The organism is Myroides sp. JBRI-B21084 (assembly GCF_030545015.1).
Lineage (GTDB): Bacteria > Bacteroidota > Bacteroidia > Flavobacteriales > Flavobacteriaceae > Flavobacterium.
On the sequence record NZ_CP120653.1, the window covers coordinates 1,238,403 to 1,253,627 of the forward strand.

Annotated in this window: 17 protein-coding genes; 6 read left to right on the plus strand and 11 right to left on the minus strand. The window is 30.9% G+C overall.

All coding sequences use genetic code 11. The annotated features are described in order from the left end of the window. Window positions 1-109 precede the first annotated feature (109 nt). Entirely contained in the window at window positions 110-421 is a 312-nt protein-coding gene (locus P3875_RS06080) for a DUF6787 family protein (RefSeq protein ID WP_303445385.1), read from the plus strand. 19 nt (window positions 422-440) lie between these two features. Here the strand turns inward: P3875_RS06080 and P3875_RS06085 are convergent, their stop codons facing one another. The 3 genes from P3875_RS06085 to dnaA all read right to left on the minus strand — a co-directional run bounded on the left by P3875_RS06085 (window position 441) and on the right by dnaA (window position 3,504). Beyond that, window positions 441-1,154 carry an SAM-dependent methyltransferase gene (locus tag P3875_RS06085; RefSeq protein ID WP_303445386.1) on the minus strand — a complete coding sequence of 238 codons (714 nt, stop codon included), beginning with the start codon at window positions 1,152-1,154 and terminating at the stop codon, window positions 441-443. Between the two features lie 452 nt (window positions 1,155-1,606). Continuing rightward, window positions 1,607-2,065 (minus strand): low molecular weight protein-tyrosine-phosphatase, encoded by a 459-nt coding sequence (locus tag P3875_RS06090; protein ID WP_303445387.1) that lies wholly within the window; start codon window positions 2,063-2,065, stop codon window positions 1,607-1,609. Next, window positions 2,065-3,504, minus strand: coding sequence for a chromosomal replication initiator protein DnaA (gene dnaA, locus P3875_RS06095; protein WP_303445388.1), 1,440 nt, complete (start codon window positions 3,502-3,504; stop codon window positions 2,065-2,067). The genes P3875_RS06090 and dnaA overlap by 1 nt, the downstream gene beginning before the upstream one ends. Before the next feature lie 176 nt (window positions 3,505-3,680). On the opposite strand from dnaA, the gene P3875_RS06100 reads away from it, so the two are divergent. Next, window positions 3,681-4,079, plus strand: coding sequence for an acyl-CoA thioesterase (locus tag P3875_RS06100; RefSeq protein WP_303445389.1), 399 nt, complete (start codon window positions 3,681-3,683; stop codon window positions 4,077-4,079). Between the two features lie 19 nt (window positions 4,080-4,098). Here the strand turns inward: P3875_RS06100 and P3875_RS06105 are convergent, their stop codons facing one another. Beyond that, window positions 4,099-4,707, minus strand: a complete 609-nt coding sequence (locus P3875_RS06105) for an IMPACT family protein (protein WP_303445390.1) — start codon at window positions 4,705-4,707, stop codon at window positions 4,099-4,101. Then, entirely contained in the window at window positions 4,700-5,749 is a 1,050-nt protein-coding gene (gene ribD, locus P3875_RS06110; RefSeq protein WP_303445391.1) for a bifunctional diaminohydroxyphosphoribosylaminopyrimidine deaminase/5-amino-6-(5-phosphoribosylamino)uracil reductase RibD, read from the minus strand. The genes P3875_RS06105 and ribD overlap by 8 nt, the downstream gene beginning before the upstream one ends. Window positions 5,750-5,779: 30 nt before the next feature. On the opposite strand from ribD, the gene prmC reads away from it, so the two are divergent. Both prmC and hisS read left to right on the plus strand, forming a co-directional pair. Beyond that, a complete protein-coding gene (gene prmC / locus P3875_RS06115) occupies window positions 5,780-6,634 on the plus strand; it encodes a peptide chain release factor N(5)-glutamine methyltransferase (protein ID WP_303445392.1) in 855 nt (284 codons plus the stop codon). A 66-nt stretch (window positions 6,635-6,700) separates the two neighbouring features. After that, window positions 6,701-8,074: a histidine--tRNA ligase gene (gene hisS, locus P3875_RS06120; protein WP_303445393.1), complete on the plus strand. Its 1,374-nt coding sequence runs from the start codon at window positions 6,701-6,703 to the stop codon at window positions 8,072-8,074. Between the two features lie 54 nt (window positions 8,075-8,128). Here the strand turns inward: hisS and P3875_RS06125 are convergent, their stop codons facing one another. The 6 genes from P3875_RS06125 to recF all read right to left on the minus strand — a co-directional run bounded on the left by P3875_RS06125 (window position 8,129) and on the right by recF (window position 13,805). Continuing rightward, entirely contained in the window at window positions 8,129-8,605 is a 477-nt protein-coding gene (locus P3875_RS06125) for a LexA family protein (RefSeq protein WP_303445394.1), read from the minus strand. Further along, window positions 8,602-9,855: a Y-family DNA polymerase gene (locus P3875_RS06130; protein WP_303445395.1), complete on the minus strand. Its 1,254-nt coding sequence runs from the start codon at window positions 9,853-9,855 to the stop codon at window positions 8,602-8,604. Before P3875_RS06130 ends, P3875_RS06125 begins: the two co-directional genes overlap by 4 nt. Window positions 9,856-9,959: 104 nt before the next feature. Then, complete coding sequence (locus tag P3875_RS06135) at window positions 9,960-10,511, minus strand: RNA polymerase sigma factor (RefSeq protein ID WP_303445396.1); 552 nt, start codon at window positions 10,509-10,511, stop codon at window positions 9,960-9,962. Window positions 10,512-10,515: 4 nt separating this feature from the next. Next, a complete protein-coding gene (locus tag P3875_RS06140) occupies window positions 10,516-11,610 on the minus strand; it encodes a glycosyltransferase (protein ID WP_303445397.1) in 1,095 nt (364 codons plus the stop codon). 59 nt (window positions 11,611-11,669) lie between these two features. Further along, a complete protein-coding gene (gene murB, locus P3875_RS06145; protein WP_303445398.1) occupies window positions 11,670-12,680 on the minus strand; it encodes a UDP-N-acetylmuramate dehydrogenase in 1,011 nt (336 codons plus the stop codon). 39 nt (window positions 12,681-12,719) lie between these two features. Next, window positions 12,720-13,805, minus strand: a complete 1,086-nt coding sequence (recF, locus tag P3875_RS06150) for a DNA replication/repair protein RecF (RefSeq protein WP_303445399.1) — start codon at window positions 13,803-13,805, stop codon at window positions 12,720-12,722. A gap of 115 nt (window positions 13,806-13,920) precedes the next feature. Between recF and P3875_RS06155 the strand changes: the two genes are divergently transcribed. Further along, complete coding sequence (locus P3875_RS06155) at window positions 13,921-14,694, plus strand: tetratricopeptide repeat protein (RefSeq protein ID WP_303445400.1); 774 nt, start codon at window positions 13,921-13,923, stop codon at window positions 14,692-14,694. A gap of 2 nt (window positions 14,695-14,696) precedes the next feature. Continuing rightward, window positions 14,697-15,182, plus strand: a complete 486-nt coding sequence (gene ribH / locus P3875_RS06160; RefSeq protein WP_303445401.1) for a 6,7-dimethyl-8-ribityllumazine synthase — start codon at window positions 14,697-14,699, stop codon at window positions 15,180-15,182. The last annotated feature ends 43 nt before the right edge of the window (window positions 15,183-15,225 follow it).

Genomic DNA, 15,225 nt, shown 5'->3' on the forward strand with positions numbered 1-15,225 from the left:
TATATTGTTCAATATAAAAACTAAATTAAAATGCTTTTTTTGATTACTTTTTTTGAATTTATTTTATTTAAAATTAGTTTAAATAATGTATTTTTGTAAAAAAATTACAATGGCTTCTTTAAAAGAAAAGTGGGGAATAACGTCTAATTTTCAGTTTATTATCATTTTGGTTGTGTTTGCAATTACAGGAAGTACATCGGCATACATTACTCGACCAATTTTAGAGATGATAGGTATAACAAAAAATAGTTTACACCCTTTAATTTATTGGCCACTTTCAATAATTTTAATTTTACCTGTTTATAAAATACTGCTAATTATAATTGGTACTTTATTTGGTCAACATACATTTTTCTGGAATTTTGTAAAAAAAATGCTGATTCGCATGCGGTTAGGTTTTTTATATGGAATAAAAAAATAGGCAAAACTTTACGTTTTGCTTATTTTTTATGAATTATGAAGATACACGGTCGTTTATGTAAATCTATTTTATGTTTTTTCCAGAAGCTTATTGGTTTTGTTAGCATAATTTCAGTAGGCAATGTTAAATCACAAGCAACACAAAGTAGGGTATTTGGATGTAAAACTTGTACCATTTCTTCTATTAACTGATTGTTTCTATAAGGCGTTTCAATAAATAGTTGTGATTGATTTCTTTCAAACGACCATTTCTCCAGATTTTTCAGCATTGTTCTTTTATCTGTTTTATCAATAGGTAAATATCCGTTAAAAGTAAACGATTGCCCATTCATACCCGAACCCATTAACGATAATAAAATAGACGATGGCCCTACTAATGGTACCACCTTAATACCTTTTTCATGAGCCATAGCAACTATTACAGCACCAGGATCGGCCACGCCAGGGCAACCGGCATCGCTCATTAATCCCATATTTTTTCCTTCTAACAAGGGCTGTATAAAAGATTTAAGTTCGTTGGAGTTCGTGTGTTTATTCAATTCAAATAATTGCAAAGAAGCTTGTACTTTTTCGGGTACCATAGCTTTTATAAACTTACGCGCTACTTTACTGTTTTCTACTACGTAATCATCAATAAGCGATACAGCACGTATAACGCTTGCTGGAACTACTTCGTTAGCCGCAGTATCGCCTAACATAACAGGGATTAAATATAATGTACCTAATGTTGTCATATAAAATTATGTTCAATTTTCTATTAGAGTTGCTATCTGAAAAATAAAAATCATTGCATATATTACGTAGTTAACCCAAAAGTTAAACCATTTAATTAATAATTTATCTTTTTCATTCTTATTTAGGTTTGTCTTAACCCATATTGCAATATTTCTCCCAAAATCAAAAATAAAGAAAGACCCGCTAAAAAGAAGTAAAATAGTAAAAACTTCATTTGAAATGGTTGTATCGAAAACATGCATAAAATGGCATAAAATAAAAATAATTAGAAAAAAACCTAATACTTTTTTTATATTCAAACTAAATTTTATTTTTTTCGTTAAAATAGAAAATATATATAAATTTAATATCATAAAAAATATGATGTAGATAAATTTCATAATTACTTCATTTTTTTAATTAAATAACATAAACAAAGCCCTGAAATGCAGGGCTTTTGTATTTATCATATTTATATATTTTCTAATTGTATCTTTATCTTCTCGCAAGCATCATTCAACATGTTATACACGTTTTCAAAACCTTGTTCGCCGCCGTAATAGGGGTCTGGAACTTCAAGTTCTGAATTAGGGAAGCTTTCATTTAAAATTAATTCAACTTTATCAATAGCATTGTTATTAGGTGCTAGTTTACAAACGTTAATGTAATTGCTTTTATCCATTACATAAATTTTATCAAATTTGTCAAAGTCTTCCACCAAAAATAAACGTGCGCGTTGATTGGTAATGTCAATACCGTATTTTTTAGCAATTGCTATGCTGCGTTTATCGGGTAATTCACCAGAATGCCAAGCGCCTGTACCTGCAGAATCTACAAAAACGGTAGCAGGGTTTACTTTACTTTTTAAAATTCCTTCTGCTAAGGGTGATCGGCAAATATTGCCTAAACATACCATTAAAATTCGCGTCATTAAATAGATAATTTTTTGTTGATATCATCAAAATGACTTTTGAATTCTTTATCCGTTTCTAAAAGATTATCTACTGTTTTGCAAGCATGTAAAACCGTTGCGTGATCACGATCACCAATTTGCGAACCAATATTTGCTAACGAAGCTTTGGTGTATTTTTTTGCAAAGAACATAGCTAATTGTCTGGCTTGTACAATGTTGCGTTTTCTTGATTTTGAACAAAGGGTATCTATATCTAATTCAAAATAATCAGATACTACCTTTTGAATGTAATCAATAGATATTTCTTTACGTATGTTTTTAACAAATTTTTCAATTACCGTTTTAGCTAAATCAATAGTAACTTCTTTTTTGTTAAAAGACGATTGCGCGATTAATGAAATAATGGCACCTTCTAATTCACGTACATTTGTTTTAACGTGTTTAGCAACGTATTCAACAACATCGTTTGATATTTCAACACCATCGCGGTACAAAATGTTTTTTAAAATGTTTACACGGGTTTCAAAATCAGGATGCATAATTTCTGCCGATAATCCCCATTTAAAACGCGATAACAAGCGTTGTTCAATATCTTGCATATCAACGGGTGCCTTGTCTGAAGTTAAAATAACTTGTTTGCCGTTTTGATGCAAGTAGTTAAATATATGGAAGAAAACATCTTGTGTTCCTGATTTTCCAGATAAAAACTGAATATCATCTACAATTAAAACATCTATTAATTGATAAAAATAGATAAAATCGTTACGTGTTTGTTTCCTAACCGAATCAACATATTGTTGTGTAAAAACTTCGGCAGAAATATATAAAACCGTTTTTTCGGGATATTTTTCTTTAATCTCAACACCAATTGCATGTGCTAAGTGTGTTTTTCCTAGTCCTACACCACCGTAAATTAAAAAGGGGTTAAATGCTGTACCACCAGGTTTGTTTGCAACTGCCATACCTGCACTTCTAGCTAATCGGTTTGATTCGCCTTCTAAAAAATTATCGAAGCTATAGTTGGAGTTTAATTGCGATTCTATTTTTACATTGCGTATACCAGGTATTACAAACGGATTTTTTAATTCGGGATTTTTTGTTTGTACAGGTACATCTAACTCTTGTGTTTTAACAGGTTCTCTTTGGGTACTAGGCAATTGCTCGGTAAACGGTTGTTTTGTTCCCGATGCGTTTTCCATTTTAATTTTATACAATAACTTTGCCTTAGGACCTAGTTCCTTAGTTAATGCAGATTTTAATACCTTTACATAATGTTCTTCTAACCATTCGTAGAAGAATTTACTTGGTACTTGAATATACAAAGCGTTTTCTGTTAACTCAATAGCCTCAATTGGTTCAAACCAAGTTTTGAACGCCTGATCGCCAATGTTGTCTTTTATGTATTGAAGACAACGATTCCAAACAGTTATTGCGGTTTCTTGTGTAAAGTCAAGCATTTTTTTCTGTAATAATAGTGTTTAATAATAGTGTTTTAAAGAGTTACATAAAACACATTTTCATTTACAAATATGTGAATAAAATTCATCAAAAAAAATGATTTTTGTATTTGATTTTTAGAAATAAAATTGTAAGTACTGTTTTTATTTAATTAAAAAAACTAATGTTAATTTATATGCAACAAGATACAATAAAAGTACGTGTGCGTTATGCAGAAACCGACCAAATGGGTGTGGTTTATCATGGTAATTATGCTCAATATTTTGAAATGGGTAGGGTGGAATGGCTTAGAAATAAAGGGATTTCATATAAAGAACTAGAAATGCAAGGAATTATGTTACCTGTGGTTTCGTTACATATGAATTACAAAAAACCTGCGTATTATGATGACGAATTATCTATTGTTACTACGATGATTTACTTAGGTGGTGTAAAGATTGAATTTAACTATGAAATTTTTAATGAACAAGGCGACTTATTAACAACTGCACATACTGTTTTGGTGTTTGTAGATATGAAAACCAAGCGCCCTACTGCAGTTCCTGATTTTTTAATGAAGTTAGTAAACGGGTAAATGCAACCAAGCTTGTAGATTAGTTTTTTTTTTCGGTAATCTCAACTTCAAAAATGTGATTAAAGGCATTGTAAATTTCGTCTTTTTGAGTTAATCGGCAGGAAATTTCAATTAAGCAACTTAATTCTAAAACTTGGTTTACAATATTTACGTTTTTTTCTTTAATAACACGCATTACTTTATTCATGTTTTTGTAATCAAACTTAATTAAGTAGTGTGTGTTTATTGTTTTTTCAATAATTATACTGTTTTGTAGTGCCATTTCGGCAGCAGTTTTATAAGCGGAAACCAAACCGCCAACTCCTAATTTAACTCCACCAAAATAACGTACCACAACTATTAAAATATTTGTAACATTAAACGATTGAATTTGTCCGTAAATAGGCATACCTGCGCTGTTGTTAGGTTCGCCATCATCGTTAGCCCTATAAGTAGTTTTTAAAGTGCCTAATTGATATGCATAACACCAATGCCTTGCAGCGTAATGTTGTTTTTTAAGTTGTTCTAAAATTTCTTTTACCTCACTTTCGGTTTGTACAGGAAAAGCATAACCATAAAATTTACTGTTTTTTTCTTTAAACAATATTTCTTCGCTAGGGCTTTCTATTGTTTTAAAAGTATCAGTCATTTTTTGGGTTTTTGAAATAAGTTAAAATGTTATTTTTAATTTTTTGAGTTGAAATTTGAGTTGCATTATTTAACAATGCTGCTTTTATTCCTGTTTTAAGTTGAATTTCGCTTTTAAAAACGCGTGCTTCATTCCAATAATTTGCATTAATAAATTGCTGAAGTGTGTTGGTGCCTCCTTCAATTATTAGCGATTGTAAATTTTCTTCCATACAAATTCTTACAACTTCGACAGGTAAATTTTTAAAATCTATTTTTTTATAAATGATTTTATCAATTGGTTTTAAAGGTAATTCTGCACACAAGCAAATGGTTTTTCCATCAAAATTTGTAATTGCAAAGGCCGTGTTTATTTTATGATTGGTATCAATATAAATACGTACCAAATTTTTTCCAAAAAAATCACGAGTTGTTAACGACGGATTATCTTTTAAAACCGTTTGTGTTCCTACTAAAATAGCCATTTCTTCGCTGCGCCATTTATGTGTAAGTTGGCGCGCGTAATTGTTTGAAATCCAAACAGGTTTTTGCTCGTTTTGATTTTTTGGAGCTGTAAATCCATCGGCCGACTCAGCCCATTTTAAAATAATATAAGGTTGTTTTTTTTGATTAAAAGTAAAAAAACGTTGGTTGCTTTTTATACATTCATTTTCTAAAATTCCAACCAAAACATTCACACCTGCATTTTTAAGTTTTTCAATGCCTTTACCTGCAACTTTCGCAAACGGATCCACACAACCAATTACCACATTTGGTATTTGCATGTTTACAATTAAATCGGCACAAGGCGGTGTTTTTCCAAAATGGCTACAAGGTTCTAAAGTTACAAACAAAGTACTTTGCTTTAGTAAATCTTTATTTTTAACTGCATTTATAGCGTTTACTTCGGCATGTGCACCGCCAAAAGCACTTGTAAAACCTTCGCCAATAATTGTATCTTTGTGAACAATTACTGCACCAACCGATGGATTTGGCATAGCGGCAGCTAACCCTTTTTTAGCTAAAAATAAAGCCCTTTGCATAAAATGTTCGTTGGTACGCATGTGATAGTTTTTTTACAAAATTATAAAAAGATGACGGTTAACAATTATAAAAATATATTTCTAAACCAACTTCCTTTATTTTATGATGAAACAGAGCGATTGAATTTGTTTTATTTGGTAATGGAATTTGTATTGAATTACAGCAAAGTTGATGTTGTTTTGAATGGGAACGAGTCGGTTTTGATGAAAAATCAGTCAAAAATAGATGCTGTTATTAAGCGTTTGCAAAATAACGAACCCATACAATATATAACTCAGCAAGCAAATTTTTATGGTTACGATTTTAAAGTATCGCCTGCAACATTAATTCCTAGACCCGAAACAGAGGAATTAGTAGAGTGGATTTTAACCGAAATGAACAAACAACCTACCAAAAAATGGCGTGTTTTAGATATTGGTACAGGTACAGGTTGTATACCCATTACTATTAAAAAGGAATTTCCGTTAGCAACAGTTTCGGCAATTGATGTATCTGTTAATGCACTTAAAATTGCTAATGAAAATGCTGTGAATCTGCAAGCTGAAGTTACTTTTATTGAACAAGATATTTTGTGCACAAAGCAATTAGATACTTATGATATCATCGTTTCAAATCCGCCTTACGTTCGCAATCTTGAAAAAGTAGAAATTAACCAAAATGTATTGCAACACGAACCTCATTTAGCTTTGTTTGTAGATGATAATGATCCGTTAATTTTTTACCGAAAAATTTCACAACTAGCAAATAAATGCTTAGACGATAGCGGTTTTTTATTTTTTGAAATCAACCAATATTTAGGAAATGAAATGAAACAAATGGTTTCGGAATATTTTAAATCAATTGAATTGAAAAAAGATTTTATAGAAAACAATCGCATGTTAAAAGCAAGCTTAAAAATCAAGTAAACTTTAAACATTTCGGTTAATAACTTTCAAACTATATCTACTATATTTGCATAAATAAAAATTAAAATGGCACAAAAACCAAGTATTCCTAAAGGAACAAGAGATTTTTCTCCAATCGAAGTAGCAAAGCGTCAATACATTATATCTACCATAAAAAAACATTTTGAACGCAGCGGTTTTCAACCAATTGAAACACCTTCGTTTGAAAATTCTGAAACCTTAATGGGTAAATATGGAGAAGAAGGTGATCGTTTAATTTTTAAAATTTTAAATTCTGGTGATTATCTTTCTAAGGTCAACGAAACCTTATTAAACGAAAAAAACAGCCAAAAAGTAACCTCACAAATATCAGAAAAAGCGTTGCGTTATGATTTAACGGTTCCGTTTGCACGTTTTGTAGTTCAACATCAAAACGAATTAGAATTTCCGTTTAAACGCTACCAAATACAACCGGTTTGGCGTGCCGATCGTCCGCAAAAGGGGCGTTATCGTGAGTTTTACCAATGCGATGCCGATGTAGTAGGATCTACATCGTTATGGCAAGAAGTGGAATTGGTACAGTTGTACGATGCCGTTTTTACCGATTTAAAAGTAGAAGGCGTTACCATTAAAATTAACAATAGAAAAGTTTTAGCTGGTATTGCCGAAGTTATTGGTGCAAGCGATAAATTAATTGACTTTACTGTTGCTTTAGATAAACTAGATAAAATTGGCGAAGAAGGTGTTAAAACTGAAATGTTAGCTAAAGGAATTTCTGAAGAGGCTTTAGTTAAAGTACAACCTTTATTTGCATTTAACGGAACGTTAACTGAAAAAATTGACCAATTACGCCAATTACTTGCAACTTCTGAAGAAGGCACAAAAGGGGTAAATGAACTTACTTTTATTTGTGAAACTGTTGAAGAATTAGGCTTACAATCGGCTATTTTAGATTTAGACGTAACATTGGCTCGTGGTTTAAATTATTATACGGGAGCTATTTTTGAAGTTGCTGCACCTGCAACGGTTCAATTAGGATCGATAGGTGGCGGTGGCCGTTACGATGATTTAACAGGTATTTTTGGATTAAAAAACATGAGTGGTGTTGGTATATCTTTTGGTTTAGATCGCATTTATTTGGTTGTTGAAGAGTTAAACCTATTTCCTAATACAGTTACTAATGTTACCGATGTTTTGTTTTTAAATTTTGGCGAAAACGAAGCAAAATATTGTTTAAAAGCAATTGCGAATTTACGTAATAAAGGTGTAAAGTGTGAATTGTATCCCGATAAAGCAAAAATGGCAAAACAGTTTCAGTATGCCGAGAAAAAAGGAATTAAATACGCTGTAATTGTTGGCGAAACAGAAATGAATCAAAACATATTTGCTTTGAAAAACTTACAAACTGGTGAGCAGCAAAATGGTACCTTGCAAGATTTACTAGATATTTTAAGTAAATAAAAGTGCTGCAAAAATACACATGCCCCTAATAGTTAACTATTAGGGGCATGTGTATTAAAACGCCTTTTTGTTGTTTTTTTTCTTTCTTTCGCGCACAATAGTATCTACAACGCCAAGCAGTACTACAACATCATCATTAGTTACTTTAAAAGCATCTTTAAAATCTTCATTTATAGCATAAAAAGTATTTGTTTCAGCATTGTATCTTTTTAAGGTAAAGTCTGAATTATTAACAGAAACTACTGCGTCATCACCATGTTGTAATTCATAGTCTGATCGATTGATGATGATATCGTTCAATTGATAGTCGGGAAACATAGATAACCCGCCAATTCTAGTTAAAAACGTACTTTCGGGCTTACTTAAATACAATTGATCTAAACTTATGCGTTCTTGTAAAAAATCTTCTGCAGGCGACGGAAACCCAGCGCTTACGTTTCCATGAAATTCAACATAAATAGGTTTGTTTGCGTGATCTAACTTCAATAATTGTAAATCAGTTGAAAATTTTATATTACTTATTAGCTTCATATTATTGTTAAAATATCATTTATATCGGTTGTATAGTTTGGGCTTAATAAATCTTGTCTCATTTTCCATGTTTTATCTAAAGCTTGTGATGCTAGTTTAATTTTTTTAGAGCCGTATTTAAAATTAAGTTTATCCATTACATTCATTATTTTTCTATGATTTACAGGTTCATCTTCAAATAAATTAAATTGTTTTTCATTCTCGGGGGCAATTCCGCTCACTATTACACCTGCTTTTTTGTAATGAAGCCCTTGTTTAAAAATATGTTCCAACCCTTTTTTAGCATATTTAGTAATTTCTATGCTTGAATTTGTTGCAAATGGTATTATAACATTAATTGATTTGTAATATTGTTCATGTGCTTCATTAAAACGGTTTGTAGTAACAAAAACGGTAACAATATTACATGTGCTTTTTTGGTTTCGAAGTTTTTCGGCACATGTAGTGGCAAAAGTAGAAATACGTTCTTGTAAATAACTTTTGTTGGTGTAAGTAGTATCAAAACTTCGGGTTGTAGCAATACTTTTTTTACATGGAACATCTTCTAAATTTAAAACAGAAATGCCTTCTAATTCTTTTTTTAAGCGCAAGCCAACAATCGAAAATTCTTTACGAATGTAATCGCTTGGTAGTTGCGTAAAGTGGTATGCTTTGTTTATGCCTTTTGTTTTTAATTTTTTTGCAAATTGTCTGCCAATTCCCCAAACATCTTCAATATCCAACCATTTTAAGGCTTTTATTCTTTTTTCTTCAGAATCAATTACATAAACGCCATTTAATTGAGGAAATTTTTTAGCAATTCGGTTTGCGGCTTTTGCTAATGCTTTAGTTGGTGCCACACCAACGCATGTAGGAATTAAAGTGTTTTGTAAAACTTCGTTACGAATTTTAGAACAATATTCGGTTAAATTATATTTTTCAAAACCTTTAAATTTTAAAAAAGATTCATCAATAGAATAAACCTCAATGTCTGGAGTATATTTTTTTAAGATGCGCGTTACACGATTACTCATATCTCCGTAAAGCGCATAGTTAGACGAGTATACTTGAACGCCTTTTTCTTTAAATACATTTCGATATTCAAAGGCAGGTGCTCCCATTGGTATTCCTAATGCTTTAGCTTCGTTACTGCGCGCAATTACGCAACCGTCGTTATTACTTAAAATAACAATGGGGGTATTGCGATATTGTGGTTTAAAAACACGTTCACAACTTGCATAAAAATTATTACAATCAACTAAAGCATACATGCAGCAAATTTATATTTTTATAAAATGGCAGAAAGTTAAAATTTGTCGTTTTAATACGATATAATAACCCAACAACATAGTATAAAATTACAAATGTCTATAAATTATGCTTTTTTAATTAATTCGGTTAAAAGTTTTTTGGCGCGTAAAATTTTAATTTTAACGTTATTAAGTGGTTCGTTTATAATTTCGGCAATTTCGTTATAACTGCGTTCTTGAAAGTAGCGTAATTGTATAATTTGTTGATAATGAGGTTTTAGTTGTTTAATGCAACGTTTTAAAGTAGCTAAGTTTTGTTCAAAAATTAATTGATCTTCTAAAGAATCATCATCGTCTAAAATTTCAAATAAATAGGTATCGTTATCATTTAAATTTACAAATTGGTTTGCTTTTCGCTTTCTTAACAAATCAATATGAACATTTTTGGCAATAGTAATTAACCAAGTGTTAAATGCAAATGTATCGTTAAACGTGTTTAATTTATCAAAAGCTTTGGCAAAAGTTTCAATGGTAATATCTTCGGCATCGGTTTCATTTTCGGTTCTTTTTAATATAAAATGATATACTTCGCCCCAATAAATATCTAACAAAGTAGTAAAAGCAGATTGGTTTCCCAATTTTGCGCTTTTAATTAAGGTTTCTGTATTGGTTTTCAATTAATTAGGGTTTTGGTTTGCTGAAAATATTTGATAAAAATAATTGAACTTGCATAAAAATATAAAACAAATCAAATAAAATAAAATGCAAAGTTAAATCGGTGTAAGTTAGTTTTTTAGCTGCTTTATTAAAAATAATCCAAAAAAGTATTTTACGTAGTAATACAATTGCTAATGTAATGTACCAATACGTTAAAGTAGTAAACGAAACTATTGCAGCAATAATAAATAAAAACTGTATTAAATTAAAGAATTTTATTTTAAATGAAGTACTTCCTTTTAAGTCTGTAAGTAGTTTAACTTGTTGTTTTTTAAGAATTTTGTAATCATTTTTATTTATAGCTTCGGTTTCAATTAAAGCTTCGGGATGTTCGCAAATGGCAGTGTTTTTTACCGTTGCTACATCTTTTATAAAATATTCGTTTGTAAATAACGGTTTTTGTAAATGACTAATAAAACCGTTTACATTATAAAATTCTTCTTTTTTAAAGGCAATTTGCTGTAAATTTAAACTGTAAGGTGTACTGTTTTTGGAATATGCTAAAACTTGTAGTTGTTGCATTGTATGAAAAAAACGCAACCATTTATTAAAGATTCCTTTTTGTTTGCTGTAAAAAAACGATCCTAAAACAATGGTTTTATGTAATGTGAAATGCGATGTTAGTTGTAACAACCAATTGTAAGAGTGTATTTTTTTATCGGCATCAATACAAACTAAATATTCATTTTTACTAGCTTTAACAGCAAGTGTAAGTGCATATTTTTTATTGCCCCAAAAGGCTTCGTTATTTACTACATCAACCACTCTTATATTTGGGTACATTAAAGCGTATTCTTTAATTAAATCTAAAGTATCGTCGGTAGATGCATTGTTTACAAGCACCAATTCGTACTGATGGTAATTTTGATTTAGCAATACAGGCAGTAAATAGCGCAACTCTTCACTATTGTTTTTAGCGTAAACAATTACCGAAACTGGAATTCTTTTTGCATTATTTTCTTGTGGTTTATTAAAAGCGGCACTCCAAAAGAAACCTAAATAATAAACCAATAAGCAAAAAAATAAACCCGCTAAAATATAAAGTAGTAGTAATGCCATAGTATGCTTTTATGTAGCTGCAAAATTACTTTAAATGTTAATTAGTACAAGTTTAAAAATTAAATAATGTTAACTTCAGGCGTAATTTCTATTCCAAATTTATTAAAAACGGTTTCTTGAACATATTTTGCAAGGTTTATTAGCTCTTGTCCTGTAGCATTTCCGTAGTTAACTAACACCAAGGCTTGTTTAGTATGTACGCCCGCATCGCCTTTGCGATATCCTTTTAAACCAGCTTGTTCAATTAGCCAGCCAGCTGGAACTTTTACTTGTAAATTATTTACGGGGTAGTGTGGTATGTTTGCGTTTTTTTTAATTAGTTGTTCATACAAATCAATACTTATAACAGGGTTTTTAAAAAAACTGCCACTGTTACCAATTTCTTTTGGATCGGGTAATTTTGATTGGCGAATAGCTATTACCGCATTGCTAACATCTTTAATTGTAGGTGTTGTAATACCTTTAAAATCTAATTCTTGCTGAATAGCGCCATAAGTTGTGTGCAATTCATGTGGTGCTTTTTTTAGTTTAAAAGTAACCGATGTAATTATGTATTTGTCTTTTAATTTACTTTTAAAAACACTTTCGCGGTAACCAAATTCACAATTGGTGTTTAAAAAAGTTTCTGTTTCTAATGTTTCTAAATTTAAAGCAGTTAAGCTATGCATGGTGTCTTTAATTTCAACACCGTATGCTCCTATGTTTTGAATGGGTGACGAACCTACTTTTCCAGGAATTAACGATAAGTTTTCTAAACCGCCTAAGTTTCTATCTATAGTTTGTAAAACAAATTCGTGCCAAACTTCGCCAGCTTGTGCTTCAATCCAAACAAAATGGTCGTCTTCATTAATAATTTCAACACCTTTTGTATCAATATGTAACACCAAAGCATCAATGTTTTTAGTAAGCAACATGTTACTACCGCCACTTAAAATAAAAAGCGGAAGTTTATTATTGTTTGTTGTAATTACATTTTTTAATTGATTTACCGATGTAATTGTAACAAAAGCTGTTGCTTGCGCATTAATACCAAAAGTATTGTAGTTTTTTAAAGATTGATTGTGTTGCATAGCTGTAATTTTGTGCAAATAAACAAAAAGGCTTTTGTTTTAAGTTGATATTTTAAAAATTTCGTAATCTAAATTAGTTTGTTTTACTATTAATTCGGTGCGATCTTCGTGTGTATCCGTTATGAACAATTGGCCAAATGTTGCATTATTTACCATTTGTATAATTTGTTGCACGCGTTCGGCATCTAACTTATCAAAAATATCATCAAATAATAAAATAGGAGGCACCCCACTTTGTTTTTTAATAAAATCAAACTGAGCCAATTTTAATGCAATTAATAATGATTTTTGTTGCCCTTGTGAACCGTATTTTTTTATAGGATAGCCATTAATTTCAAACAATAAATCGTCTTTATGTACACCTACCGATGTATATTGTAACACGCGATCTTTTTGTAAAAAGGTGTCAAAAAGTTCCAATAAAGGGGTATTGTTTAACTGACTTTCGTATTTAATTTCTACTTTTTCGTTATTACCTGTAATTTGGTTATGATATTTAGTAAATATAGGATTAAATTCTTCTACAAAAGCTTTTCTTTTTAAATGAATTTCGGTTCCTAAATCACTTAATTGTTCGTTATAAACGCTTAAAGTATCCACATCAAAAACGCGGTTTAAAGCAAAATATTTTAAAAGGGCATTGCGCTGCGCAATAATTTTTTGGTACTGAATAATTTGCTGTAAATAAGGAGTGTTTTGCTGCGAAATTACCAAATCGATAAATTTTCTGCGGGTTTCGCTTCCTTCAGAAATTAAATCTTGGTCGCTAGGCGATATCATAACCATAGGAATTAACCCCACATGATCGGCAAATTTTTCGTAAATTTTACCATTGCGTTTCAACACCTTTTTTTGTCCTTTTTTTAAACTGCAAGCAATTTGTTCGTGTTTGTTGTTTTTTGTAAAAGTACCTTCAACCACAAAAAAATCTTCGTTATGTTTAATATTTTGCAACGCAATGGGGTTAAAATAACTTTTGCCAAACGCTAAATAATAAATGGCATCAAGCAAATTAGTTTTACCTTGACCGTTTTTACCCACAAAGCAATTAATCTTCTTGGTAAATTCAAGCGTTTTTTCAGAAATATTTTTAAAATTAAGGATATGTATATGCTCTAAATTCACAAAAGCAGTTTTATTTATTGAATGAAAAAGCAAATTTCTAAAAAATATCTAAAAATAGACTTTTAAATTTGAAGAAAAATCCTATTTTTGCCCAGATTAAAATTCTTACATCATTATGGCAACATATAATAAAAGAGGGTATAAACCTGAAAAACCACAGGTTGAGAAAGAAGAAAACGTACACCAAGCTGTGTTAAACGATACAAGTGATACAGCCGAAGTATTTAATTCTTTAGATACAACTGCTAATAAAGTGGGTACTTGGTTTACATTAAATCAATCTAAAATATTTTATGCAATTGGTGGATTGGCACTACTTGCTGTAGGATATTTAGGTTACCAAAATTTTATTGTAGAGCCAAAAGAAGAAGAAGCTGCAAACGAAATGTTTCAAGCACAACAGTTTTACGACCAAGCTTTAAACGGCCAAGCTTCAGATTCGTTATTTAATTTGGCTTTAAAAGGAGGCGAAGGTAAAATGGGCTTTTTAAGCATTACCGAAAAATACAGCGGAACCGATGCTGCTAATTTAGCGCATTATTATGCTGGTACAGCCTATTTAAATATGGGTAAAAATAAAGAAGCTATTAAGCATTTAGAACAATTTAATTCTAAAGATATGTTTTTAAAAGCAATGTCGTTAGGGGCTATTGGCGATGCTTTTGCCGATTTAAACCAACCACAAGATGCTTTTGAATTTTACAAAAAAGCTTCAGAACATGCACCTAACGATTTTTCTACACCACGTTACGCATACAAAGCGGGTTTAATGGCTTTAGAATTAGGTAAGAAAGAAGAAGCTTTAAAATTGTTTACTTTAATTAAAGATAATTACAAAGGTTCAATGGAAGCTACAAATATTGATGTTTACTTAGGAATGGCTCAATAATTATGGCAACAGCAAACAAAAATCTTTCAGAATACAACAAAGCCGATTTAATAAACGCAAGCAGTTTAAAAATTGGTTTAGTAGTTTCGGAATGGAACGATAAAATAACCAATGGTTTATTCCAAGGTGCTTACGATGTTTTAATTGACTGTGGCGCAAAGCCCGAAAATATTGTACGTTGGAACGTTCCCGGAAGTTTTGAATTGATTTTTGGGAGCAAAAAAATGTTACAAACTCAACAGTTTGATGCCGTTATTGCCATTGGCTGTGTGATACAGGGCGAAACTAAACATTTTGATTTTGTTTGCGAAGGCGTTACACAAGGTATTAAAGATTTGAACATTGCGTACGATGTGCCTACCATTTTTTGTGTGCTAACCGATAATACTGAACAACAATCAATAGATAGAAGCGGAGGTATCCACGGAAATAAAGGAACCGAAGCCGCAGTAGCCGCACTTAAAATGATTGCATTAAATAAAAAATAACCAAAAGCTCTGAAATTTTCAGAGCTTTTTTGTTTTCTTTAAC